Here is a 21,491-nt window from a genome sequence, read left to right on the forward strand (position 1 = left end):
GGCAAATAACCTTCCCCCGATTCGACCGAAGGGGCCGCGCTCGGTCGAAGCAAGGCTTTTGACGACCGTGGTAGAATATCTCACGCATGGTTCACGCGTTCATCATGGTGAAGACCGGAGCCGGCGAGTCGGAACAGCTTCTCGGTCCCATCCGCGACTTCGAGACGGTGACGGAGGCGCACATCGTCGCGGGCGCGTACGACATCATCGCCGAGGTCGACACCGACGCGGTCTACGAGGTGCTGAAGACGGCGTCGAGCCGCGTCCAGAGCTTAGAGGGCGTCGCCGACACGAAGACGTACATCTCGCTGGACGACTGAGGGACCGCGCGCTCAGCGCTCGATGTCGAACGGTCCGTTGCGCTCGACGAACGCGACGTGTTCCTCGCGCTGGCGGGCGAGCTCCGGCGGCAGTTCCTCGTAGACGTTGTCGAACAGCTCGTCGGTCCCCGGTTCGGGCGTTGCCTCGGCGCGCTCGACGGCCTCGCGCAGCTCCTCGTCGGCGTCGTCACGCATGGCGTCGAGCGCCGCGTCGTCGACGACCTCCTGCTCGCGGCAGAACGACTCGAAGCGGTCGAGGGGGTCGCGCGTCCGCCACTCGGGGAGCCCCGGGTCGTCGTCGCGGTAGCGCGAGGGGTCGTCGGCGGTCGTGTGCGGCCCCTGTCGGTAGGTGAGGCTCTCGATGAGCACCGGTTCGCCGGCGCGGGCCTTCTCGAAGCCGCGCTCGACGGCCTCCCTGACCGCCAGCGGGTCGTTGCCGTCGACCTGCATGCCGTCCATCCCGTAGGCGTCGGCCTTCACCGCGATTGACTCGCTCGCTGTCTGGCGCTCGCGGGGGAGCGAAATCGCCCAGCCGTTGTTCTCGCAGAAGAAGACGACCGGCGCGTCGAAGACGCCGGCGAAGTTCAGCCCCTCGTGGAAGTCGCCCTCGGAGGTCGCGCCGTCGCCGAAGCAGACCAGCGCCCCGTAGTCGTCGCCGCGGTAGTTCGCGGCCATGCCGACGCCGGCGGCGTGGGGAATCTGGCTCCCGATGGGGACCGCCTGCGGGAACACGGGCACGTCGTGGTCCGAGTCGTACTCGGCGTGGCCGCGCCGAAAGAGGAGGATGTCGCTCGGCGGCACGCCGCGGGCGAGTTGGAGGGCGTTCGACCGGTAGGTGGGCAGCAACACGTCGTCGTCGCGCATGGCGTGGGCGGCCCCGATTTGAGAGGCCTCCTGTCCGCAGAACGGCGGGTAGCCGCTCATCCACCCGCGTCGCTGGAGGGCGAGTGCACGCTCGTCGAACCGTCGCGCTCGAATCATGTCGCGGAGGGCGGCGCGGGCGTCGTCTGCGGTGAAGCCCGTGTCGTCCAGCCCGCGCTCTGCGATGAGTCGGTGCATGGCGGTGAGTCACGGTCCTTCGTGATAAACATCACCCGTCCGCGGGGCGGCCGCGGCGGGCGGTTCGACCGACGGCGGCGCGGGACGAGCGGGCCACCGAGAGCGACAGGCCAAAGACCACCGCCTCCGTAGGTCGGCTATGGTCTCGGTGGTCAACCTCGTGCTCATGGGCGCGGTCATCGCCCTCCACACGCTCATCGCGGCGGTCATGACCCGCTTTTTCCGCCTTCGACTGAAGACGCAGTGGGGCTACATCCTGTACGCACTGTTTCTCATCCCGCTCGTGCTGTTCGTCTCGACGCTGGTGTTCTCCGGCGTGTTCGGCATCGGCGTTGACCTCGGCAGCCCCACGGCCGCGCTCGGCGTGATGATAGGGATGCCACTCGCGCTCGGGTTCACCATCGACACGCTCTACGTCCCGCCGCCGGAGGAGTACGAGAACCTCCCGAACTCGCGGTGAGGCGTGAGCCGGTCGGTGACTAGTTTAGTTCTCCGCGAGAATCTCTTCGAGCGCCGCCTCGACGGCGTCGAGCACGTCCTCGGGCGACTGCGTCGCGTCGACGCGGACGAACCGCTCCGGTTCGGCCTCGATGAGTCGCTCGTAGTTGGCGCGCACGTCCGCGAGGTACGCCGCCTGTTCGAACTTGTTCGTCGCGCCGCTGCGCGCGGCGGCCGTCTCGGGGTCCACGTCGAGGTAGATGGTCTTGTCCGGCGGCCGAGTGAACGCCGTGTGGATACCCCTGATGTACTCCATCGGGCGGCGGAGGTCGCTGTCGCGGAGCGAGGCGGCCTGATAGGCGTACCGCGAGTCGGAGTAGCGGTCGGAGATGACGAGGTCGCCGTCGGCGAGGGCCGGACGGACGACCCGCGAGAGGTGGTCCGCGTGGTCGGCGGTAAAGAGGAACAGCGTGGCGAGCGGGTCGGCGTCGTCGTCGGCGATAGCGCGGTTGACGGCCTCTCCGTACCACGAGTCCGACGTGGGCTCGCGCGTGAAGACGGCGTCGGGGTACGCGTCGTGGAGCGCCTCCCAGACGGTCGTCTTCCCGCTCCCGTCGAGCCCTTCGAGCGTGACGAGCATACCCTACCAACTCGGCGCTCCGGAAAAAGCGCGCCGAAGCGAGCCGCCGCAATGATAATGTCAACGCAAGCCGATACGTGAGACAGTGACGGCCACCCGAGAGTGGTGGAACGACCTCCTACCGAGGGAAAAACCGTACAGCGTCGTCCGCTTCGACGAGAGCGTCCCCCCGACTGACACGTCGTTCGCGACGAAACAGTCCGAGGTCGACCACCCGAGCGACGCGCCCGACGAGTGTCCCGAGGCGACCGCGGAGATAGTCGTCTACGACCGAATCGGTCGGATGGTAAAGCGCACCGACGGCTCGGTCGCGCCTTCGGTTCTCTTCTGAGCGGGTCCGCGTGGAAACCGTCGCCGCGGGTCGGAGAGTCGAACACACCCGTTCGAGGAGCGTCGTTCCCATCGGAGCGTTCCCCGGCGAAATCGACCTCTATCCCCCGTTAGCTTTACCCTCATTCCGCCGAATATTACGCCATGAAAGTCCTTGTCGTCGGCGGAAGCGGATTCATCGGGAGCCATCTCTGCCGCGAACTGCAGTCGCGGGGACACAGCGTGACCGCGATGTCGCGGAGTCCGAACAGCGAGGACCTCCCCGACGGCGTCGAGAAGGCGATGGGGGACGTAACGGACTACGACTCCATCGCGGGCGCGTTCGAGGGGAAAGACGCTGTCGTGAACCTCGTCGCGCTCTCGCCGCTGTTCGAGCCGAAGGGCGGCAACCGGATGCACGACATCGTCCACTGGCAGGGGACCGAAAACGTCGTGAAGGCCGCGGAGGCCAACGACGTGCCCCGACTCGTCCAGATGAGCGCGCTCGGGGCCGACACCGACGGCGACACCGCCTACATCCGCTCGAAGGGGAAAGCCGAGCAGGCGCTTAAGTCGTCGAGCCTCGACTGGGTCATCTTCCGGCCGTCGGTCGTCTTCGGCGACGGCGGCGAGTTCGTCTCCTTCACGAAGCGGCTCAAGGGGATGTTCGCCCCCGGCGTCCCGCTGTACCCGCTTCCGGGCAACGGGAAGACGCGCTTCCAGCCCATCTGGGTCGGCGATCTCGTCCCGATGCTCGCGGACGGCGTCGAGGACGACGACCACGTCGGCGAGACCTACCGCATCGGCGGCCCCGAAAAGCTCACGCTCCGGGAAATCACGGAGATGGTGTACGACGCCGAGAACAAGTCTATCNTGATCTCGTCCCGATGCTCGCGGACGGCGTCGAGGACGACGACCACGTCGGCGAGACCTACCGCATCGGCGGCCCCGAAAAGCTCACGCTCCGGGAAATCACGGAGATGGTGTACGACGCCGAGAACAAGTCTATCACCATCGTCCCGCTGCCGATGAGTCTCGCGGGCGTCGGCCTGACCGTCCTCGGAGCGGTCCCCGGCTTCCCGATGGGGAAAGACCAGTACCGCTCGCTCCAGTTCGACAACACGACCGACCAGAACGACGTGGGCGTCTTCGGCATCGACACCTCGTCGATGAAGACACTCGGCGCGTACCTCGCCGATCGAAACTGACGGTCGTCCGACGTTTGGCGGGAGTTAATCGGTTGTGAACTCCGGCTCATTTCGCCGGTATTAGCCGTTCTTACGGGATAATGTCCGATTAACACCGGTTTCGTGTCGCCGTTTTTCGCAGATAATCTGACGATTGATATACACTTCCCCATCACAACGCTTATGTCTGCGTTCGTACTGCAATTCACGCAATGGCGAGGGGACCGAACCTATGAAGCTCGCAATGATCGGATTCGGGCAAGCCGGGGGAAAAGTAGTCGACAAGTTCGTCGAGTACGACCGGGAACGCAACGCCGGAATCGTCCGCGCTGCGGTCGCGGTGAACTCCGCGAAAGCTGACTTGCTCGGACTGAAGAACATACCGAAGGACCAGCGCGTCCTCATCGGCCAGTCCCGCGTGAAGGGACATGGCGTCGGTGCGGACAACGAACTCGGTGCCGAAATCGCCGAGGAGGACATCGACGAGGTACAGGGTGCCATCGACAGCATCCCTGTCCACGAAGTCGACGCCTTCCTCGTCGTGTCCGGGCTCGGTGGCGGCACCGGCTCCGGCGGCGCGCCGGTCCTCGCGAAACACCTCAAGCGCATCTACACCGAACCCGTCTACGGTATCGGCATCCTGCCGGGGTCCGACGAGGGTGGCATCTACACGCTCAACGCCGCGCGCTCCTTCCAGACGTTCGTCCGCGAGGTCGACAACCTCCTCGTGTTCGACAACGACGCCTGGCGGAAGACCGGCGAGTCGGTACAGGGGGGATACGACGAGATCAACGAGGAGATCGTCAACCGATTCGGCGTGCTCTTCGGCGCCGGCGAAGTCCAGGACGGACAGGAGGTCGCGGAGTCCGTCGTCGACTCGTCGGAGATTATCAACACGCTCGCCGGCGGCGGCGTCTCGACCGTCGGCTACGCCTCCGAGGGCGTCGAACCGCGGAAGAACAAGGGCGGCGGCCTCCTGTCCCGGCTGACGGGCGGCGACGAGCCCGACGACAACCTCGACACCGCGCACACGACCAACCGAATCACGAGCCTCGTTCGCAAGGCCGCGCTCGGTCGACTCACGCTCCCGTGTGAGATCGAAGGCGCGGAGCGCGCGCTGCTCGTACTCGCTGGTCCGCCGGAGCATCTGAACCGGAAAGGCATAGAGCGCGGGCGGAAATGGATCGAGGAGCAGACCGGTTCCATGGAAGTTCGCGGCGGCGACTACCCGATTCCGGGCGCGGGGAAGGTGGCGAGTGTCATCCTCCTGTCGGGCGTGACGAACGTCCCGCGCATCAAGGAACTGCAGCAGGTCGCCATCGAAGCGCAGGATAACATCGAAGAGATCCGCCAAGAGAGCGATTCGAATCTGGAGAACCTCATAAACGATGACGAAGACGAACTGGAGTCGCTTTTCTAAGCTGGCGCTCGCGCTCGTCGTGCTCCTGTCGGCCCTCGCGGGCCCGGTGGGGGCGGTGAGCGTCGCGTCCGAGAACGTTCCCAACGAGGCGCAGGTCGGTTCACAGGTGACCGCGACGGCCACCCTCGATGAACTGTACAGGAATCCGCAACTCGAATCGTGGACGCTCGCGGGCGAGACCGACCTGGAAGACGTGACGTGGACCGTCACGTACTACGACCAGACGGGTGCGAAAGTCGACCAGCAGTCCTTCGACGGGCAGAACTTCAGCGGCGCGCAAGTCGCCGCTGGCGACGGCACGAGCGAAGTGGAAATCTCCGTGACGGGGACCGTCCCCGAGGTCGAGGCGTACTCCTACGACCCCGCGCAGACGTTCACGCTTATCTCGCTCGACCAGACCCGCGAAGGTGGCTCCAGTAACGATATCGACACGTGGACCGCCCACCACTACACCGAAGACAGCGCCGCCGCGCGCGCCGAACTCGACAGCGCGCAGGCCGCGATTCAGAGTGCGAGTGGGGCCAACACGCAACAAGCCCAGCAGACGTTCAACAACGCTGTCGAAGCGTTCAACGGCGAAGAGTTCAACCTCGCGACGAACCTCGCCAACGAAGCCGAGACCAGCGCGAACCAGGCACAGCAGTCGAGTCAGACGACCCAACTGCTCATCTACGCCGCGGGCGGCCTGCTCGTCGTCGCGCTCATCGCCGGTGGGTTCCTCTACTGGCGGTCCCAGCAGACGACCTACGACAAACTGGGCTGATTCTCAGTGCGAGTCGTCGTTCCCTTCGGGGGACGAACGCCGAAGACCCGACTCGCCCCGTTTTTCGACGCCGACGAGCGACGCGAGTTCGCCGTCGCGATGCTCCGGGACGTGCTCGACGCCGTTCGCGCGGCCGACGGCGACCCGACAGTCGTCGCTGACGCGCCCGTTTCGGTCGATGCGCCTGTCACCGTGGACGACCGACCGCTCACCGAGGTCGTCGGCGACGAACTCGGCGGCGACGACCCGGTCGCGGTCGTCATGGCCGACCTCGCGCTCGCGACGCCTACGGCGCTCGCGCGGCTGTTCGAGACCGACGCCGACGTGGTCGCCGCGCCCGGCCTCGGCGGCGGCACGAACGCGCTCGTCGTCCGCCATTCCGACTTCTCCGTCGACTACCACGGCGCGTCCATCCTCGACCACCGGCGAATCGCCCGCGACGCCGGCTGTTCGTTCGCGGAGGTGGATTCGATGCGACTCGCCGTCGACGTGGACGAGCCGACCGACCTCGTCGAAGTGCTCGTCCACGGCGAGGGCCGCGTCCGCGAGTGGCTGGTCGACGCCGGCGTCCGCCTCGAAGGCGGGTCGGGCAGAGTCGAGGCCGTCCGCGAGCGCCGATAAGACCTTAACGGTCCACGATAAACATTGACTGGCGCGGTTGTCCGTCTGCCCGGCGGGAACTGAGGCAACGTGCGCCGCGCGCTTCCGCGTCGCGAAGACGACGTGGGAGTCGAAGTGGAGTCCGAACGTCGCGACGACGACGCGAGTCACACTCGCAACCAAATCGGGGCGAGCGCCTGACGGCGCCTCGGACGGGCCGGAGACGTGTCTGGCACCAACTATCCGGCCCCGAGCTCGACTTCCGTGTTACCGTCTCTCCGTGCGACCCCAATCGCCGCTGTATCGACCGCGAGTGACACGCTTTTAGTGGCTCGTCACGCACCGGGAGATATGTTCGCGGGTGCCGACGAGTACGGAGTCGACCTGACTATCGACGACGCCGACGTGGAGCGACTGCTCGCCGTCACCCCCGATGACGCCGACGCGCCGGCGGCGCTTTCGTTCTCGCGGAACGTGTTCATCCCGCTGACGACCGCCTGTCGGTACACCTGCACCTACTGCACCTACTACGACGTGCCCGGCGAGGCGACGCTCATGTCCCTCGACGAGGTCCGCGAGACGGTTCGCACGGGCGCTGACGCGGGCTGCACGGAGGCGCTGTTTACCTTCGGCGACGCCCCCGACGAGCGCTACACGGAGGTTCACCGCCAGCTCGACGAGTGGGGCTACGACGACATCCTCGACTACCTCGCGGCGGCCTGCGAAGTCGCCCTCGACGAGGGACTCCTTCCGCACTCGAACCCCGGCGACCTGACCCGCGAGGAGTTCGCCGACCTCGCGCCCCTGAACGCCAGCATGGGCGTGATGCTGGAGACGACCGCCGACGTGGCCGCCCACTCGGGCAACCGGCGGAAGACGCCGGGCCAGCGGCTCAACACCATCCGCGCCGCGGGCGAAGTGGGCGTCCCCTTCACGACGGGCATCCTCGTCGGCATCGGCGAGACTTGGCGCGACCGCGCCGAGAGTCTGCTCGCCATCCGCGCGCTCCACGAGCGCTACGGCCACGTTCAGGAGGTCATCGTCCAGAACGTCGTCCCCAACGAGCGGTCGGACTACGAGCGCCCGTCGCTCGACACGATGCGCCGGGTCGTCGCGATGGCGCGGGTCGCGCTCCCCGAGGAGGTGTCGGTGCAGGTGCCGCCGAACCTCTCGGCGGCGGCCGACCTCGTCCCCTGCGGTGTCGACGACCTCGGCGGCGTCTCGCCGGTCACGGACGACTACGTCAACCCCGACTACGAGTGGCCGGCGCTCCGGGAACTCGCCGACATCGCCGACGAGGCGGGCGTCCCGCTCCGCGAGCGACTGCCCGTCTACGAGCGGTTCCTCCCCGACGGCGATAGCGTCCGCGACCGGGACGAGAAGCCCGACGGTGCGCACGGAGCCGAGCGGGACCGCGAGTGGCTCCGCGAGCCGATTACCGACCGGCTCAGCGCCGACGACGTGCACGGACGACGGTTCCGGAACGTCGCTCACGGCGACGGTCCGCTGTCGATTCCGCGGTGAGAGCGACGCGGCCGTCGGCCGGTTTGGGGTAGTTTTCTACCGACGGCGAACGAGAACTGAGTAGAGCGCGACGACCGCGGCGGTCACCGCGGGCGCGCGGCCCGAGAGCTGCGGCACGCGTTTTCTGACGAGCGTGTAACCGACGCCGACGGCGAGGCTGGCGAGGAGAATCCCGCGCGGGCCGTCGCCGAGCGTCAGGAGGCCCGGAACCGAGAGCGCCGCGGCGAGCGCGAGGTCGCCGGGTGAGCCGTCGTAGGTGGCGAGTCGGCGGGGTTCGACCCAGCCGCCGAGACTGCGGACGTAGACGCCGCGGTCGGTCCGCGCCTCCCACGGGCGAGCCTCGCTGCTGCCGCCGAGGTAGTCGGCCGCGCAGTGGAGCGCGGCCGCGCCGAACCCCGTCGCCGCGGCCGCGGCCAGCGGGTCGCCCGTCAGGAGCACGGCCGCGCCGAACCCGACCGAGCCGACGACGAACGCCTCGACCTGATGGAGCGTCCGGCGGTGGACGCCGACGACCATGTCGAGGTCGGGACAGACGCCGCCGACGAGCGCCGCCGCGACGACGAGCGGCGCGGTCGCGGGAGCGACGAACACGACGGCGGCGGCGAGCGCGAGGCTCATCGCCACGTGCGTCGGGGCCATCACGGGGCGAACACCCCCCGCGCCGGTCGGCGTCGTCGAGTCGTCATCGTTTCGCCTACTCGGCGACCGAGACGTATGAGTTTCGTGGTCAGAACGAGCGCCTGCGGGCGCGGTCGCCACCTCGGAGACTGCGTCTCAGATGCCGAACCACTCGGGCATCCGCTTTCTGAAGCCCGTGTAGAACAGCGCGACGACGACGCCGACCGCGATGGCGACCCGGACGCCGCCGGAGAAGGCGAGGAAGCCGGGGACCGAAAACAGGAGCGTCAACGCGAGGTCCTCCGGCGCGCCGTCGTAGCGGACGAGGTAGCGGGGACGGAGCCACCGCCGCGCCGGGTGGACGTACACCGCTCGGTCGGAGGTGCGGTCCCACGGCCGGAGTTCGTCGCCCGCGCCGAACCAGTCGGACGCGGAGTGGAGCCCCGCCGAGAGGAAGAAAAAGGCGAGCCCGACGGTGACCGTCGAGGGCGAGGCGACGGCGACAGCGCCGAAAACGGCGGCGGCGACGCTGTAGTAGACGGGAAAATGCAAGGTCTTGCGGTGGACGCCGACGAAGAGGTCCACGTCGGGGAAGACGCCGCCGGCGAGCGCGCCGACGGCCGCCGCGGTCGCGAGTTCGGGAGCGACCAAGACGAGCGGGGCCGCGAGGGTCAGCCCCACGGCCGCGTGGGTGGTCGCCATCATCTCAGTCGTCGGCGGTCGCCGGGTCGCGGCGGCCGTCGAGCAGGGGTGTCCCGTCCGCGCGGGGCCCGAGCATCGGGCCGTGCGGGCCGTCGTCGGGGTCGATGGGGCGGCGAGTCCGGTAGTCGGTCGAGCGCTCGACCGGCCGGCGGCCGATGGCGGTTATCATGTCGACGTAGTCGTCGAACGAGCGGAACTCGCCGAAACCGCCGCCGGCGCGCTTCGTTATCTCCTCGGAGAGAATCGTGCCCATGAGATCGTCAGCGCCGCAGTTGAGGAGCTTCAGCGCCTTCGCGTTCCCGAACTTCACCCACGACGACTGGATGTGCTCGACGTTGTCGAGATAGAGGCGCGAGACGGCGACCAGCAGTTCGTCCTCGTCGTCGGACGCGCCGCCGGTCACGAGGCCGCGGTCGTACAGCGGCGTGTTCTGGTGGATGAACGACAGCGGGACGAACTCGGTGATGCCGCCGTAGCGGTCTTGGAGGTCCCGAATCACGTCGAGGTGGAGCACGCGGTGTTTCTCGGTCTCGACGTGGCCGTACATGATGGTCGCCGTCACGTCGAGGCCGGCTTTCATCGCACCTTCCATCCCGGCGACCCACTCGTCGGTCCCGATTTTGCCGGGGCAGATGACCTCGCGCACCTCGGGAACGAGAATCTCCGCGGCGGTGCCGGGCGCGCTGTCGAGGCCGGCGTCGGCGAGGCGGCGGTAGACCTCCTCGTACGTCCAGTCGGTGCCGCGCTTTGCGTGGGAGGCTTCCTCGGGCGTCATCGAGTGGACGTGCGCGCCGTCGACCGACATGGCCGAGAGCTGTTCGGCGTAGCTCGCGGGGTCGGTGTCGTACGCCTCGGGCGGCTTGTAGTTCACCTCGGCGGCGGGGTTGTCGGAGGATTCGAGAATCTCGCGGTGTTCCTCGTCTAAGACGAGCGCGGGGTGGAGCCCGGAGACGGACGTGACCTCGTAGATGCCCATCTCGACCGCGTCGGCGACGATGTCGCGGGACTCGGCGGGCGTCTTCGTGAAGCCGCCGTGGTCGGCGTCGGAGTCGGACTCGAACAGGTGGGCGGTGTTCTTGAAGTTACAGAACAGACAGCCGGTGTTGCAGGCCGTCGTCACGTTGTTGTTGAGGTTGGCGACGAACGTCACGTCGTCGCCGACCATCTCGGCGCGCCGCCGGTCGGCGGCTTCGAGCACGAGTTCCTTGCGCGCGGCGTCGATTCCCTCGCGGTCGGTGCCCGTCGTGATGAGTTCGACGCCGTCGTCGACCGTGAGGCGCTCGCCCGCTCGCGCCTTCGCCAAGGCGTTCTCGAACGACTGGTCTGTCTCCGGGACGTGGTCGAACCCGAAGTCGTCGTGGGCGGCACCGGTCATGCTCGTTTGAAACGCGCCACGGTCCTAAAAACGGGGCGGTACCGGAACTCCGACCGCGGGACGCCGCGGCGGAGAAAGCGTTAGGCCGCCCCGCCGTGTTGTGTCGGGCATGGAACACTCCCCGTCTTCGACGACCGACTCGTCTCCCGGCGACGACCGCGAGAGCCTGCTGTTTTCGGCGCTCGTCGGCGCGGTCGCCAGCATCGTCCTCTCGCCGCTTCCGGGGTCGACCGTCCTCGGCGGCGCAATCTCCGGCTACCTGACCGGAAGCGACCGCGAACTCGGCGTGAAATCCGGCGCGGTCTCCGGGCTGTTCGTGAGCCTCGTCGGCGTGGTCCTCGGCGTCGTCGTCCTCGGCTTCTTCAGCATCTTCGCTATCGGCGTCAACCCGCGCGGGTTCGGCCTCGGCATCCTCGGCATCGCCATCGTCGCGCTGTTCGGCCTCGCCTTGCTGCTCGTCTACACCGTCGGCCTCGGCGCGCTCGGCGGCTACCTCGGCGCGTACCTCCACGAGGAGTTCGCCTGAACAGGTCCACGCCCCTTCGACCCGGCTTCAGGACTCGGATTCCACACCGGTGAACTCGAAGCGAGCGCCGCCCGCGTCGCTCTCTCCGACCGAGACCGTCCAGCCGTGCGCGTCGGCGACGTTCGAGACGATTGTCAGTCCGAAGCCGATGCCGGCGGTGCCGGTCGAAAAGCCGCTGTCGAAGATGCGCGAGCGGAGTTCGGGCGGGACGCCAGCGCCGTCGTCCTCGACGTAGAAGCCGTCGTCGAGCGCGCCGACGGTGACGGTGAGGCGGTCCTCGGCTTCGTCGCCGCCGTCGGTAGCCCCGGAGTCACCCGACGGGCCGTGCTCGACAGCATTGCGAATCAGGTTCTCGAACAGTTGGTGAAGCCGGCCCGCGTCGGCGACGACGGTCCGGTCGGACGCGACGACGAGCGTCGCGTCCCCGGTTTCGACGTTCTCCCAGCACCGCTCTGCGGTCTCCGCGAGAGACGCGGGCGTCGTGGTGAACGCGTCGGTTCCCTGCCGCGCGAGGACGAGCAGTTCCTCGGTGAGTGCGTTCATCCGGTCGTGCGCCCGCGCCACCGCCGCGAGGTGGTCGTTGTCGACTTCCTCGCGGGCGATGTCGAGGTGGCCCGTGGCGACCGAAAGCGGGTTGCGGAGGTCGTGGGAGACGACGCTCGTGAACTCGTCGAGCCGACGGTTCTGGGCTTCGACCTCGCGTTCGACGTCCCGGCGAGCCGTGATGTCCGTGTAGACCGCGTAGATGGTGTTCTCGCCGACCGGAACCGACCGGAGGAGGAAGTCCCTCTCGCCGTTGGCGGTCCGCCTGCGCACCTCGGTCTGGACGAAGTCGCCGGCGCGGACCATCTCGGTGAGTTCCGCGGCCTCCTCGCGGCGGTCGTCCGGCGCGACCACGTCGTCGATGGCGCGGCCGACGACCTCGGATTCGTCGTAACCGAACGTCGCCTCGAACGCCGGGTTCACCGCGCGGATGACGGACTCGCCGTCGACGAACTCCGAGTCGATGATGCAGTCGGCGCTGTTCTCGAACAGGGCGGCGTACTGGTCGCGTTCGACCCGAAGCCGGCGCTCGAAGCTGAGCCGTTGGAGCGCCGCGTTCGTGTGGGCGACGAGCAGTTCCGCGAGTTCGAGGTCGATTTCGTCGAACGCGCCGGTCTGCTCGGAGACCGCCTGAAACACGCCGAAGGAGCCGATGGCGACGCTGAGCCCGGAGCGGTAGTCGCCGAACTCGGGGCGGCCGAACGCGTGGAGTTCCATGTCGACCGCGCGGTGGGACTCGCCGGTGCGGAACGTCTCGCCCATCGCGCCCGCGCCCTTCGGGACCGGCCGGAGTTCGCGGTCGGTCGGCGTCGAGGACTGCGCCCTCGGGACGAACCGGTCCGCCTCGGCCTCGAAGGCGAAACAGATGTCGAGGTTCAGGATGCGCTCCGCCGCCTCGACGGTCTCCTCGTAGATATCGTCGGCGTCGGAGGCCGACGCGAGCCGCATGGCGACGCCGTGGAGCGACGTTATCTTCCGCTCGGTGCGCTGAATGCGGCGTTCGAGTCGGGAGACGATGTCGCGTTCGGTGCGCTGGGCCTGCGAGCTTCGGTAGCGGGCGACCGCCGCCCGGACGCGGTCCGCGAGGCGGTCGTAGGAGATAGAGTCGACGTCGTCCGAAAAACGGTAGACGGCGGCGTCGGTCGCGAGCGGGTCGCCACCGCCACCACCACCACCACCGTCGTCGCCCGCCTTGTCGGGGCCGAGAAGAACGACCGGAACTTCGGGATGGCGGTCGCGGACGAGCGCGACGACGTCGGCGGCGGTGTGTTGACCGAACTGCCGCGGGACCAAGAGGCAGTCGACCGTCCGGTCGTCGATGCGGTCGAGCGCGGCACCGAGGTCGAACTCGACGGTGACGGACACGTCGTGGCGGTCGAGCGCGGCCGCGACGGCGTCCGCCCGTGTGCGGTCGGGTGCGACGAAGAGAACGGACGGTGCCGTCCCCGCCGACGCCCCCGGCGAGGGAGACCGAGTCATGCACCGACATGACGGGGAGAGAGCATCAATTGATTGGTGAGTGTAACCGGGTGGGCGTTCGTGCACTCGGCCACCACCTATTTGCCGCGGGCGACGTGAGCTAGCGCCCCGATGTCCGACGACACCGAAGCGGACGTGACCGACCGCGAACCGAGCGTCGAAGACGACGACGGCCACGGCGTCACGGTCGACGGCGGCGGCGACGCCGGCGCGTCGTCGCCCGAGGAGTCCGAGGAGGCCGATGCCGAGCGTCCGAGCGAAGGGGAAGAACCAGACGCCGAAGACGAGATGCGAGAACAGGAGGCGGCCGAGACGGAGAACGTCGATAACCACCGCGACGGCGAGCCGTTCGACTCCTGACGGGGCGGCTGCGCGGTCGCGCTCAGACTCGTTTGACTCGTTTTTCGACTTCGGGGAGGAACGCCGCGAGGTCCCCGCGGACGACCCGGTCGGCGCGGTCGTCGTACTGCGTCGCGTCGAAGTTGACGACGACCAGCGAGCCGCTCTCGGCGGCCCGGCCGGCGAGGCCAGCCGCGGGGTGGACCGTCAGCGACGACCCGAGCGACAGGAACACGTCGGCGTCGCCGGCGAGACGGTTCGCCTCGCTGTAGGCGACGCGGGGAAGGCGCTCGCCGAACAGGACGACGCCGGGCTTGAGCAGGCCGCCGCAGTCCTCGCAGGTCGGCGGCGCGTCGCCGGCTCGGACCGCCTCGAACGCGGGGTCGGCGTCGGTTCGCGCGCCGCAGTCCTCGCAGACGACCTCCGCGGCGTTCCCGTGGAGTTCGACGACGCGGTCCGAACCCGCCTCGCGGTGGAGACCGTCGGTGTTCTGGGTCACGACCGCGTCGAGGACGCCCCGCGATTCGAGGGCCGCCAGCGCGTCGTGACCGGGGTTCGGCTCGACGCCGTCGGGAAACATGCGCTCTTGGAGGCGGACGCGGTCCCGCCAGAACCCCGCGGGGTCGTTGACGAAGCGGTCGCGGTGGAACGACGCCGGGTCGAACTCGGTCTCCCAGATGCCGTCGTCGCCGCGGAAGTCGGGAATTCCCGAGGCCGTGCTCATCCCCGCGCCGGTGAAGGCGACGGCGGTGTCGGCCTCGCGGAGTCGCCGGGCGACCCACGCGGCGTCTGATTCGAGGGCAGCGTCCATAGCCGAACGGAGGGTACAGCCGCGAAAAAGCGATACGATTCGTTTGGTGAGCGCGTTCGTGTATATATTCTCTTGTTCGGGTGCCGAGATGCGCACGGAAGTGGAAGCTTCTTAGTGGGATGAGTCCAGAGGACGACCATGACCAGCGTGAAGGACTTCCGCGTCGAGGAGGAGCCGACGGCGACCGACCTCGGGCGGGGCCGCTTCGTCTTCTCGGACCGCTACTCGGTGTTCGACTGGGGCGAGATGCCCGACCACGTCCCGAACAAGGGCGCGAGCCTCTGTCTCATGGGCGCGTACAACTTCGAACTGCTCGACGTGAACCACGTCCCGACCCACTACCTCGGCGTCGTCGAAGACGGCGAGGTCAAGGAGCTCGGCGAGTGCGAGTCGCCGCCGACGGAGATGGCCATCGAACTCACGCAGGTTCCCGACCTCCCCCACGAGGACGGCGCGTACGACTACGACGCCTATCACGAGACCGCCGGCGACAACTACCTCATCCCGCTGGAAATCGTCTTCCGCAACACCGTCCCCGTGGGGTCGAGCCTCCGGCGGCGCGGCGAGCCCGCTGACTACGGCCTCGAACTGGACGAGTGGCCCGACGAGGCCGTCTCCCTCCCCGAGCCGGTCGTGGAGTTCTCCACGAAGTACGAAGAACAGGACCGCTATCTCTCCCGCGAGGAGGCCGACGACATCGCCGGGAAAGTCGACCTCGACCGCCTCGAAGAGCTGGCGCTCGCCGTGAACCACGTACTGACAGAGCGCGCCGAGAGGGCCGGCTTCGACCACGAGGACGGCAAAATCGAGTGTCTGTACCACGACGGCACCGTCAAGGTCGGCGACGTGGTCGGCACCTTCGACGAGAACCGGTTTTCCTACGGCGGCCAGCAGGTCTCGAAGGAGGTCGTCCGCCAGTACTACAAGCGCGTCCAGCCCGAGTGGGTCGAGGCCGTGAAAGACGCGAAGGCCGAGGCCATCGAGACGGGCGAGCCGAACTGGCGCGAGAACTGCGCGGTCGAACCCGAGCACCTCCCCGCCGACATCGTCGAGGCGCTAGCTGACCTCTACTGCGCCGGCACCAACGCCTACGTCGACCACGACTGGTTCGACGCGCCGGCCATCGAGGACGCCGTGGCGCGCGTTCGGGACCTGTAGTCGGTCGCGGAGCGAGAACCCCGTTTTTCGTCTGTTCCCCTCTCACGACGCGTCGTCACCGACGAGGAACCGCCAGCCTCGGCGGAGCATTCTCCCGAGACCGAGCGCGACGAACACCGCCGCGCCGGTCACGACGCCCGGTTCGACGCCGGGAAGCAGCGGGATGATGCCGAGTTCGTGCGCGACGAGGGGGACCGTCGCAACGAGCCACAGCGCGTAACAGCCGAGTGCGACGCGATACCGGCGGGAGACGGGCACGGCTCCGAGTCGCGTCGCCGGAAAAATAGGTCTGGCGGGGGCCGCCCCGCTCGGAGACGACTCAGTCCTCGGACGGTTCGGGCGCGAGCGCCTCGCGCTCGCCGAGGGCGTCGATGATGCCGTCGACCGGGCGGTCGGGGTTCGACGCCTGCGCCTCGCGGGTGAGGCCGAGTTGGTAGCGTTCGGGGTCGGCGCTCTCGCGGAGACTGGTGCGCCCGCGGTGGACCGAGATATCGTTGTTGAGATGGAGCTTCACGGCTTCGAGGAGCGCGTCGGCCTCCAGCGGCTGGCCGCGCTCTTTGATTTCGTCGATGGTGGCGTCGTCGGGCACGTCGAAGGCGCGCTGGGCGATGACGGGACCCTGGTCGAGGTCGGTCGTCACGTAGTGGGCGGTGACACCCGCGATGCGGACGCCCTCTTCTTTCGCCTGCCGGTAGGCCGCCGCGCCGGGGAACGACGGGAGGAGCGATGGATGGATGTTGATGATGCGGTCCTCGTAGCGGAAGACGACGTTCGGGCCGAGGATGCGCATGTAGCGCGCGAGGACGATGAGGTCCACGTCGTACTGTTCGAGGAGGTCGAGCATGCGCTCTTCGTTGGCGGTGCCCTTCTGGTCGCCGATGTCGTGGAAAGGCACGTCGTAGTGGCTCGCCAGCGGTTCGAGCGTGTCGTGGTTGCCGATGACGACCGAAATCTCCGCGCCGAGGTCGTCGTTCGCCCACGCCTCGAACAGCGCTTCGAGGCAGTGGGACTCCTTCGTCACGAGGACGGCGATTTCGCGGGTCTCGCGGTCCGAGGGGAACCGGACCTGCACGTCGACGCCGAGGTCGTCGCCGAGGTCCGAAAGCGCCTCCCGGAGTTCGTCGCGGGAGCAGGTCATCTCCGAGGTGTCGGCGTGGAGGGTCATCCGGAAGATTCCCTCGCGGACCGCCTGGTCTAAGTCCTCGACGTTGATTCCGCGCTCGAACAGCAGGGTGGTCACGTTCGCGATGAGTCCGGTCTTGTCTCCTCCGATGACCGTGATTTCGGTGAGTTCGCGAGTCATACCGTCACCTCCAGCTGTTCGAAGCTGAACATATAGCGTCCTGCGTCGGCGAGCGGTAAACCGCTGTCGTTCTCCGCAAGCGAATCCCTCCGGAACGACCGTGAATCACCCGCAAAAAGGAAAAGCCAGCGTGAGCGTGAGGCCGCTACGCCAGCGGGAGCACCGACGAGACGACGAGGACGACGACGAGCCCAGTCACGGAGATAATCGTCGTCAGCGCCGTCCACGTCTTCAGCGTCTCCGCCTGCGTGAGGCCGCCGATTTCCTTGACGAGCCAGAAGCCGGAATCGTTGTACCACGAGCAGATGTTGCCGCCCGCGCCGATGACCATCACCAGATACGCGGTGTGGACCGGGAGTTGGCCGGTGAGCGGGGCCATGATGCCGGCGGCCGTGAGCATCGCCGCGGTCGCGGAGCCCTGCGCGATGCGGACGATGGCAGCGATGAGCCACGCGGTCACGAGAAGCGGGATGCCGAAACCTTCGAGCCCGTTGGCGAGGTACGAGCCGATTCCGGAGGCCGCGAGGAGCGCGCCGAACGCGCCGCCCATCGAGGTGATAGCCGCGATGTTGCCGCCGCTTTTCAGCGCCTCGGTGAGTTCGTCTTCCCACTCGGACCGCGAGAGGTCGGACCAGCGGTAGTACGTGTAAGCCGCGGCGAGCGCGGCGACCGTGAGCGCGACGTTCTTGTCGCCGATGAACGCGACGAACGGGCGGTTGTCGACGACGAACCCGACGAACGGTCGGAGCGGTTCGGCCACCGTCACGCCTTCGAGGGCGTTGACGACGGTGAGCGAGCCGACGAGCGCGACGGCGATGACGATGGGAGCGGTGGCTTCGAGGAAGCTCGGAAGCGACGACACGTCGCGCTGGGCGCGCTCCTGCAGTTCGTCCGTGGTCGTCCCCATCGCGTCGCGGAGGGGGATGTCGATGCGGCGGTTAATCCAGCGGCCGTAGACGAGGCCGCCCATGGTGGCCGACGGGACGGCGACGGTGACGCCGATGAGCATCGTGATGCCGATGTCGGCCCCGATTTCGCTGGCGACCGCGAGCGGGCCGGGCGTCGGCGGGATGAACACGTGGGCCGTCGCCGCACCGGCCCCGACGACGACGAGATACAGCGCGTAGTTGTCGCCCATCCGCGCCCGCATCGACCGCGCGAGGGGGGCCATGAGGTAGAACACGCTGTCGAAGAACACGGGGATGGCGAGCACCGTACTGCTCCCCCACAGCGCGATGTCGCTGTTTTCTCTCCCGACGAGCGACTGGAAGGAGCGGACGATGCGCTGGGCGGAGCCGCTTTCGAGCATCGACTTCCCGATGATGGCGGCCATCAGGATGGGAATCCCGATACCGGCCATCCCGTTTCCGAACGCCGTCGCCGTTCTCGTCGCCGCATCGGCGAGCGCGAAGTCCGGGACGAACGCCGCGTTGACGAGGCCGACCGCGAACGCGGCTATCGCCAAGCCGACGAACGCCGGGAGGTCCAAGACGACCAGTAACAACACGACCAACGCGAGTCCGACGACGAACGTCAAGAGCGGACTCTGTGCGAATTCGATTGCCATGCGTGAGATGCCATCTCATTCAGAGTATAAAAATGATTATCATATATCATGTGTGTAATTATTTTTTATATATTTATATAAAGTAATAAACTATTGCGACGTGTAATCAAAAGAGTTGTCGAGATGCGTTCGCGGTGCGCCGTCAGCTAGTGAGTACTGTCGCATCTACGACGGAGCGTGGTCTCTGCCGGTGTCGTCGCCGGTTCGATAACCAGTAGTCACATTCGTGTATAACAAACACGACCCAAAACCGTTTTTGCACATCACCACGCATCGCCATCTGATGACCACCTACACCGCGACGGTGACGGTGCGCCTCAAGCGTGGCGTGCTCGACCCCGAGGCGGAGACCACGAAGCGCGCGCTGGAACGACTCGGGTTCGAACTCGACGCGCTGCGCTTTACCGAACGGTACGAAGTCGACCTCGACGCGGCCGACGCCGACGAGGCCGAGGCCCGCGCCGACGAGATGGCAGAACGCTTGCTGGCGAACCCGACCATCCACGACTACGAGGTCGCGGTCGTCGAGGCCTGAGATGATCGCAGTCGTGCAGTTCGGCGGCTCGAACTGCGACCGCGACGCCGTGCGCGCGCTGTCCGACCTCGGCTTCGAGGCCGAGCGCGTCTGGCACGAAGACCCCCTCCCCGAGGAGACGACGGGCATCGTCCTCCCCGGCGGCTTCTCGTACGGCGACTACCTGCGCGGCGGCGCGATGGCCGCCCGCTCGCCCATCATGAAGTCGGTCCGCGAGGCGGCCGCAGAGGGCGTCCCCGTCCTCGGCGTCTGCAACGGCGCGCAGATCGGTTGCGAGTCCGGGCTCACCCCCGGCGCGTTCACGACGAACGCGAGCGCCCGCTTCCAGTGCGAACACGTCTACCTCCGCGTCGAGAACGCGGACACCCGCTGGACCGCAGCGTACGAGGAAGGCGAGGTCATCGAACTCCCCATCGCCCACGGCGAGGGACGCTTCGAACTCGACGCCGACGGCTACGAGGAGCTCGAAGCCGACGACCGGATTCTCTTCCGCTACTGCGACGAGGACGGCACCGTCACCGACGAGGCGAACCCCAACGGCTCGCTCGGGAACGTCGCGGGTATCCTCGGCGACAGCGAGTCCATCGCGGTGCTGATGCCGCACCCCGAACGGGCGTCGCTACCGCAGCTCGGCAACACCGACGGTCGGGGTGTACTGGCGGGCTTCGAGGGATAGAGTATAAAAAGACCGTCCGCCGCGGTGGCGGGCGGCACGGGGTCGGTTGGCGAACGGAGCGGCGTACACGATGAGCGATGTTGGAGTGTCGAGGTTTCCGACCCGCGTACCGCGTGCTATGGGGCGAGAGCGCAGGGAGCGTCCGTGGCGATCCACGCCTCGGCGTTCTCCTCTTCGCGAATCTCGAACCACCCATCCGCGTAGTAGACGGTCTTGTACGTGTGTTTCGTCATGATGGCGGGCGGCTCGGATGGACACGTCCGAACCACCGAATATGACAACGACTCACACCCTCTTTGATACGAATATCCTATCCGACGGTTAGGGGGCAGTTACTCTCCGATAGCACTACCTAACGCGGTCGAATCGGAGAAAACGAGCCGGGATACTGGACGAACGGTCGGAGATGCAGGCGGGCGACGGCCCGGCCCGGGTCGAAGGTCGTTCGCCCGCGCGAGCGGCGTGAGCCCGGGTGGCGCGGAACGCGCCGACCTACTTGACCAGCGGCATGTTGTAGCTCGTCTCGTTATCGAGGACGAACTCCCACGTCGCCTCGCAGTCGCAGGACACCTGGTCGAAGACGGTCGGGTCCTGCCGGAGGTTGAAGTCCTTGACCGCCTTGAACACGAGTTCGTCGCAGTCGCCGCAGTTGTGCGCGCCGCGCTCTTGGCCGCCGCCGACGGGGTCGGAGACGACGATGGCGTCCACGTCGGCCGTCTCTCGGAGCGCGTCGGCGACCGACCAGAGCCACGGCGGGCGGTAGCCGCCGTTGAAGAACAGCTCGTCGACCATCGTGTAGCGCTGGACGTTCGTCGGGTTCATCGAGACGGTGTGGCAGTTGTCGACCGCCGCACACCGGCGGATGGACGACTTCATGTCGTCGAGCGCCTCGGGCTCCGAGAGGAACGGCGGCTTCATCAGGAGGTACGCCTTGACGCCGCCGCCGGCCGCGGCGGCCTCCTCGCAGGCGTCCTCGAAGTCGGCGAAGTCGAAGTACTTGTTCACGCAGTCGTGGCGGACGCGGTCGGTGGCGGTTTCGAGACCGACTGCCACGTCGGTTTCGAGGCCGCGGTCGGTGAAGTCCGCGAGCTTCTCGCGCGTGACGAAGTCGGGGAGCGACTCGACGACCATGCGGTCGCGGTCGGCGAACGTCTCGGCGATGGCGTCGCGGGTCTCAGCGGGCACCTCGCGCTCGTCGAGGAACGAGCCGGAGGTGTAAATCTTGATCAGGCCCGCTTTCTCGCCGTCGTCCATCTCTTCGACCTCGTGGTCGAGACAGACCCGAATCTGGTCCATCAGCGCCTCGTGGGCGACGGTGCCGCCCTCGACGGACTCGGCGACGTAGCCGCACATGGTACAGCCGCCGGCGCGCGCCCACCGGCAGCCGCCGGTGTTGAGGATAATCGTCAGCGAGTCGTAGACGCCGTCGGGCGTGTTGTCCTCGTCTATCCACACCCGGGTGGGCTCGTGGGGGTCGTAGGTCTTCTGCTTCCGCGAACGGATGTCGCGCATCACCTTGTTGTGCGCGTCCATCCCGCGTCCCCGCTCGTAGACCTCGGGGCTCGGCTTACTCATTGGATACCCGTATCGGACGGGCGC

General features: G+C 67.6%; 24 protein-coding genes and 1 pseudogene. 14 read left to right on the plus strand and 11 right to left on the minus strand.

Translation table 11 applies throughout. The features are described 5' to 3' along the window. Positions 1 to 86: 86 nt before the first annotated feature. A complete protein-coding gene (locus C457_RS14775; protein ID WP_004975609.1) occupies positions 87 to 320 on the plus strand; it encodes an Lrp/AsnC ligand binding domain-containing protein in 234 nt (77 codons plus the stop codon). A gap of 12 nt (positions 321 to 332) precedes the next feature. Here C457_RS14775 and C457_RS14780 read toward each other — a convergent pair whose 3' ends face one another. Continuing rightward, positions 333 to 1,379 carry a thiamine pyrophosphate-dependent dehydrogenase E1 component subunit alpha gene (locus C457_RS14780; RefSeq protein WP_008095859.1) on the minus strand — a complete coding sequence of 349 codons (1,047 nt, stop codon included), beginning with the start codon at positions 1,377 to 1,379 and terminating at the stop codon, positions 333 to 335. A 139-nt stretch (positions 1,380 to 1,518) separates the two neighbouring features. Here C457_RS14780 and C457_RS14785 point away from each other — a divergent pair, with 139 nt between their 5' ends. After that, positions 1,519 to 1,839 carry a hypothetical protein gene (locus tag C457_RS14785; protein ID WP_008095861.1) on the plus strand — a complete coding sequence of 107 codons (321 nt, stop codon included), beginning with the start codon at positions 1,519 to 1,521 and terminating at the stop codon, positions 1,837 to 1,839. Between the two features lie 24 nt (positions 1,840 to 1,863). Here C457_RS14785 and tmk read toward each other — a convergent pair whose 3' ends face one another. Further along, on the minus strand, positions 1,864 to 2,457 hold the full coding sequence (tmk, locus tag C457_RS14790) for a dTMP kinase (RefSeq protein WP_008095862.1): 594 nt from the start codon (positions 2,455 to 2,457) through the stop codon (positions 1,864 to 1,866). Between the two features lie 85 nt (positions 2,458 to 2,542). Between tmk and C457_RS14795 the strand changes: the two genes are divergently transcribed. The 7 genes and pseudogenes from C457_RS14795 to cofG all read left to right on the plus strand — a co-directional run bounded on the left by C457_RS14795 (position 2,543) and on the right by cofG (position 8,260). Continuing rightward, positions 2,543 to 2,788, plus strand: a complete 246-nt coding sequence (locus C457_RS14795; protein WP_008095863.1) for a hypothetical protein — start codon at positions 2,543 to 2,545, stop codon at positions 2,786 to 2,788. A gap of 143 nt (positions 2,789 to 2,931) precedes the next feature. Continuing rightward, positions 2,932 to 3,798, plus strand: coding sequence for a complex I NDUFA9 subunit family protein (locus C457_RS14800; protein ID WP_239640759.1), 867 nt, complete (start codon positions 2,932 to 2,934; stop codon positions 3,796 to 3,798). Further along, positions 3,747 to 3,974, plus strand: a pseudogene (locus C457_RS14805) (complex I NDUFA9 subunit family protein); the annotation flags it as partial. The gene C457_RS14800 and the pseudogene C457_RS14805, both read left to right, overlap by 52 nt. Before the next feature lie 211 nt (positions 3,975 to 4,185). Then, the gene (locus C457_RS14810) at positions 4,186 to 5,373 is read left to right on the plus strand and encodes a tubulin/FtsZ family protein (protein WP_004975628.1); all 1,188 of its coding nucleotides are present in this window, start codon (positions 4,186 to 4,188) and stop codon (positions 5,371 to 5,373) included. Continuing rightward, positions 5,342 to 6,136 carry a hypothetical protein gene (locus C457_RS14815; RefSeq protein ID WP_008095864.1) on the plus strand — a complete coding sequence of 265 codons (795 nt, stop codon included), beginning with the start codon at positions 5,342 to 5,344 and terminating at the stop codon, positions 6,134 to 6,136. Before C457_RS14810 ends, C457_RS14815 begins: the two co-directional genes overlap by 32 nt. A 6-nt stretch (positions 6,137 to 6,142) precedes the next feature. Further along, positions 6,143 to 6,757, plus strand: a complete 615-nt coding sequence (gene cofC / locus C457_RS14820) for a 2-phospho-L-lactate guanylyltransferase (protein ID WP_008095865.1) — start codon at positions 6,143 to 6,145, stop codon at positions 6,755 to 6,757. A 330-nt stretch (positions 6,758 to 7,087) separates the two neighbouring features. Continuing rightward, positions 7,088 to 8,260: a 7,8-didemethyl-8-hydroxy-5-deazariboflavin synthase subunit CofG gene (gene cofG, locus C457_RS14825; protein WP_008095867.1), complete on the plus strand. Its 1,173-nt coding sequence runs from the start codon at positions 7,088 to 7,090 to the stop codon at positions 8,258 to 8,260. 36 nt (positions 8,261 to 8,296) lie between these two features. Here the strand turns inward: cofG and C457_RS14830 are convergent, their stop codons facing one another. The 3 genes from C457_RS14830 to cofH all read right to left on the minus strand — a co-directional run bounded on the left by C457_RS14830 (position 8,297) and on the right by cofH (position 10,955). Then, a complete protein-coding gene (locus C457_RS14830; RefSeq protein WP_008095870.1) occupies positions 8,297 to 8,899 on the minus strand; it encodes a hypothetical protein in 603 nt (200 codons plus the stop codon). A 135-nt stretch (positions 8,900 to 9,034) separates the two neighbouring features. Continuing rightward, positions 9,035 to 9,583: a hypothetical protein gene (locus C457_RS14835; protein WP_008095871.1), complete on the minus strand. Its 549-nt coding sequence runs from the start codon at positions 9,581 to 9,583 to the stop codon at positions 9,035 to 9,037. Position 9,584: 1 nt separating this feature from the next. Next, a complete protein-coding gene (gene cofH / locus C457_RS14840; protein ID WP_008095872.1) occupies positions 9,585 to 10,955 on the minus strand; it encodes a 7,8-didemethyl-8-hydroxy-5-deazariboflavin synthase subunit CofH in 1,371 nt (456 codons plus the stop codon). A 109-nt stretch (positions 10,956 to 11,064) separates the two neighbouring features. Between cofH and C457_RS14845 the strand changes: the two genes are divergently transcribed. Next, the gene (locus tag C457_RS14845) at positions 11,065 to 11,481 is read left to right on the plus strand and encodes a DUF5518 domain-containing protein (protein ID WP_008095873.1); all 417 of its coding nucleotides are present in this window, start codon (positions 11,065 to 11,067) and stop codon (positions 11,479 to 11,481) included. Positions 11,482 to 11,508: 27 nt separating this feature from the next. Here the strand turns inward: C457_RS14845 and C457_RS14850 are convergent, their stop codons facing one another. Next, positions 11,509 to 13,503 (minus strand): hybrid sensor histidine kinase/response regulator, encoded by a 1,995-nt coding sequence (locus tag C457_RS14850; protein WP_008095874.1) that lies wholly within the window; start codon positions 13,501 to 13,503, stop codon positions 11,509 to 11,511. A 111-nt stretch (positions 13,504 to 13,614) separates the two neighbouring features. On the opposite strand from C457_RS14850, the gene C457_RS14855 reads away from it, so the two are divergent. Next, a complete protein-coding gene (locus C457_RS14855; protein ID WP_008095876.1) occupies positions 13,615 to 13,863 on the plus strand; it encodes a hypothetical protein in 249 nt (82 codons plus the stop codon). Positions 13,864 to 13,885: 22 nt separating this feature from the next. Here the strand turns inward: C457_RS14855 and C457_RS14860 are convergent, their stop codons facing one another. Beyond that, the gene (locus C457_RS14860; RefSeq protein WP_008095878.1) at positions 13,886 to 14,653 is read right to left on the minus strand and encodes an SIR2 family NAD-dependent protein deacylase; all 768 of its coding nucleotides are present in this window, start codon (positions 14,651 to 14,653) and stop codon (positions 13,886 to 13,888) included. Positions 14,654 to 14,791: 138 nt separating this feature from the next. Between C457_RS14860 and C457_RS14865 the strand changes: the two genes are divergently transcribed. Next, positions 14,792 to 15,811 (plus strand): phosphoribosylaminoimidazolesuccinocarboxamide synthase, encoded by a 1,020-nt coding sequence (locus C457_RS14865; RefSeq protein WP_008095879.1) that lies wholly within the window; start codon positions 14,792 to 14,794, stop codon positions 15,809 to 15,811. A gap of 42 nt (positions 15,812 to 15,853) precedes the next feature. Here C457_RS14865 and C457_RS14870 read toward each other — a convergent pair whose 3' ends face one another. From C457_RS14870 to C457_RS14880, 3 genes are all read right to left on the minus strand, one after another. Beyond that, entirely contained in the window at positions 15,854 to 16,069 is a 216-nt protein-coding gene (locus C457_RS14870) for a hypothetical protein (protein WP_008095882.1), read from the minus strand. Positions 16,070 to 16,130: 61 nt separating this feature from the next. Next, positions 16,131 to 17,114, minus strand: coding sequence for a formyltetrahydrofolate deformylase (locus C457_RS14875; RefSeq protein ID WP_008095884.1), 984 nt, complete (start codon positions 17,112 to 17,114; stop codon positions 16,131 to 16,133). Positions 17,115 to 17,259: 145 nt separating this feature from the next. Beyond that, complete coding sequence (locus C457_RS14880) at positions 17,260 to 18,681, minus strand: GntP family permease (RefSeq protein WP_004042082.1); 1,422 nt, start codon at positions 18,679 to 18,681, stop codon at positions 17,260 to 17,262. A 283-nt stretch (positions 18,682 to 18,964) separates the two neighbouring features. Here C457_RS14880 and purS point away from each other — a divergent pair, with 283 nt between their 5' ends. Both purS and purQ read left to right on the plus strand, forming a co-directional pair. Continuing rightward, positions 18,965 to 19,216 carry a phosphoribosylformylglycinamidine synthase subunit PurS gene (gene purS / locus C457_RS14885; protein ID WP_004975657.1) on the plus strand — a complete coding sequence of 84 codons (252 nt, stop codon included), beginning with the start codon at positions 18,965 to 18,967 and terminating at the stop codon, positions 19,214 to 19,216. 1 nt (position 19,217) lies between these two features. Then, positions 19,218 to 19,892, plus strand: coding sequence for a phosphoribosylformylglycinamidine synthase I (gene purQ / locus C457_RS14890; RefSeq protein WP_008095888.1), 675 nt, complete (start codon positions 19,218 to 19,220; stop codon positions 19,890 to 19,892). 492 nt (positions 19,893 to 20,384) lie between these two features. Here purQ and C457_RS14895 read toward each other — a convergent pair whose 3' ends face one another. Beyond that, the gene (locus C457_RS14895; protein WP_008095889.1) at positions 20,385 to 21,467 is read right to left on the minus strand and encodes an archaeosine biosynthesis radical SAM protein RaSEA; all 1,083 of its coding nucleotides are present in this window, start codon (positions 21,465 to 21,467) and stop codon (positions 20,385 to 20,387) included. Positions 21,468 to 21,491 lie beyond the last annotated feature (24 nt).

Origin of the sequence: Haloferax prahovense DSM 18310 (assembly GCF_000336815.1) — an archaeon.
In the GTDB taxonomy this organism is placed as follows: domain Archaea; phylum Halobacteriota; class Halobacteria; order Halobacteriales; family Haloferacaceae; genus Haloferax; species Haloferax prahovense.

Bases quoted from the DNA above. Each gene is read 5' to 3' on its own strand.
- C457_RS14775 (WP_004975609.1), top strand. From the start codon at position 87: ATGGTTCACGCGTTCATCATGGTGAAGACCGGAGCCGGCGAGTCGGAA.
- C457_RS14780 (WP_008095859.1), bottom strand. From the start codon at position 1,379: ATGCACCGACTCATCGCAGAGCGCGGGCTGGACGACACGGGCTTCACC.
- C457_RS14785 (WP_008095861.1), top strand. From the start codon at position 1,519: ATGGTCTCGGTGGTCAACCTCGTGCTCATGGGCGCGGTCATCGCCCTC.
- tmk (WP_008095862.1), bottom strand. From the start codon at position 2,457: ATGCTCGTCACGCTCGAAGGGCTCGACGGGAGCGGGAAGACGACCGTC.
- C457_RS14810 (WP_004975628.1), top strand. From the start codon at position 4,186: ATGAAGCTCGCAATGATCGGATTCGGGCAAGCCGGGGGAAAAGTAGTC.
- C457_RS14815 (WP_008095864.1), top strand. From the start codon at position 5,342: ATGACGAAGACGAACTGGAGTCGCTTTTCTAAGCTGGCGCTCGCGCTC.
- cofG (WP_008095867.1), top strand. From the start codon at position 7,088: ATGTTCGCGGGTGCCGACGAGTACGGAGTCGACCTGACTATCGACGAC.
- C457_RS14830 (WP_008095870.1), bottom strand. From the start codon at position 8,899: ATGGCCCCGACGCACGTGGCGATGAGCCTCGCGCTCGCCGCCGCCGTC.
- C457_RS14835 (WP_008095871.1), bottom strand. From the start codon at position 9,583: ATGATGGCGACCACCCACGCGGCCGTGGGGCTGACCCTCGCGGCCCCG.
- cofH (WP_008095872.1), bottom strand. From the start codon at position 10,955: ATGACCGGTGCCGCCCACGACGACTTCGGGTTCGACCACGTCCCGGAG.
- C457_RS14845 (WP_008095873.1), top strand. From the start codon at position 11,065: ATGGAACACTCCCCGTCTTCGACGACCGACTCGTCTCCCGGCGACGAC.
- C457_RS14850 (WP_008095874.1), bottom strand. From the start codon at position 13,503: ATGACTCGGTCTCCCTCGCCGGGGGCGTCGGCGGGGACGGCACCGTCC.
- C457_RS14855 (WP_008095876.1), top strand. From the start codon at position 13,615: ATGTCCGACGACACCGAAGCGGACGTGACCGACCGCGAACCGAGCGTC.
- C457_RS14860 (WP_008095878.1), bottom strand. From the start codon at position 14,653: ATGGACGCTGCCCTCGAATCAGACGCCGCGTGGGTCGCCCGGCGACTC.
- C457_RS14865 (WP_008095879.1), top strand. From the start codon at position 14,792: ATGACCAGCGTGAAGGACTTCCGCGTCGAGGAGGAGCCGACGGCGACC.
- C457_RS14875 (WP_008095884.1), bottom strand. From the start codon at position 17,114: ATGACTCGCGAACTCACCGAAATCACGGTCATCGGAGGAGACAAGACC.
- C457_RS14880 (WP_004042082.1), bottom strand. From the start codon at position 18,681: ATGGCAATCGAATTCGCACAGAGTCCGCTCTTGACGTTCGTCGTCGGA.
- purS (WP_004975657.1), top strand. From the start codon at position 18,965: ATGACCACCTACACCGCGACGGTGACGGTGCGCCTCAAGCGTGGCGTG.
- purQ (WP_008095888.1), top strand. From the start codon at position 19,218: ATGATCGCAGTCGTGCAGTTCGGCGGCTCGAACTGCGACCGCGACGCC.
- C457_RS14895 (WP_008095889.1), bottom strand. From the start codon at position 21,467: ATGAGTAAGCCGAGCCCCGAGGTCTACGAGCGGGGACGCGGGATGGAC.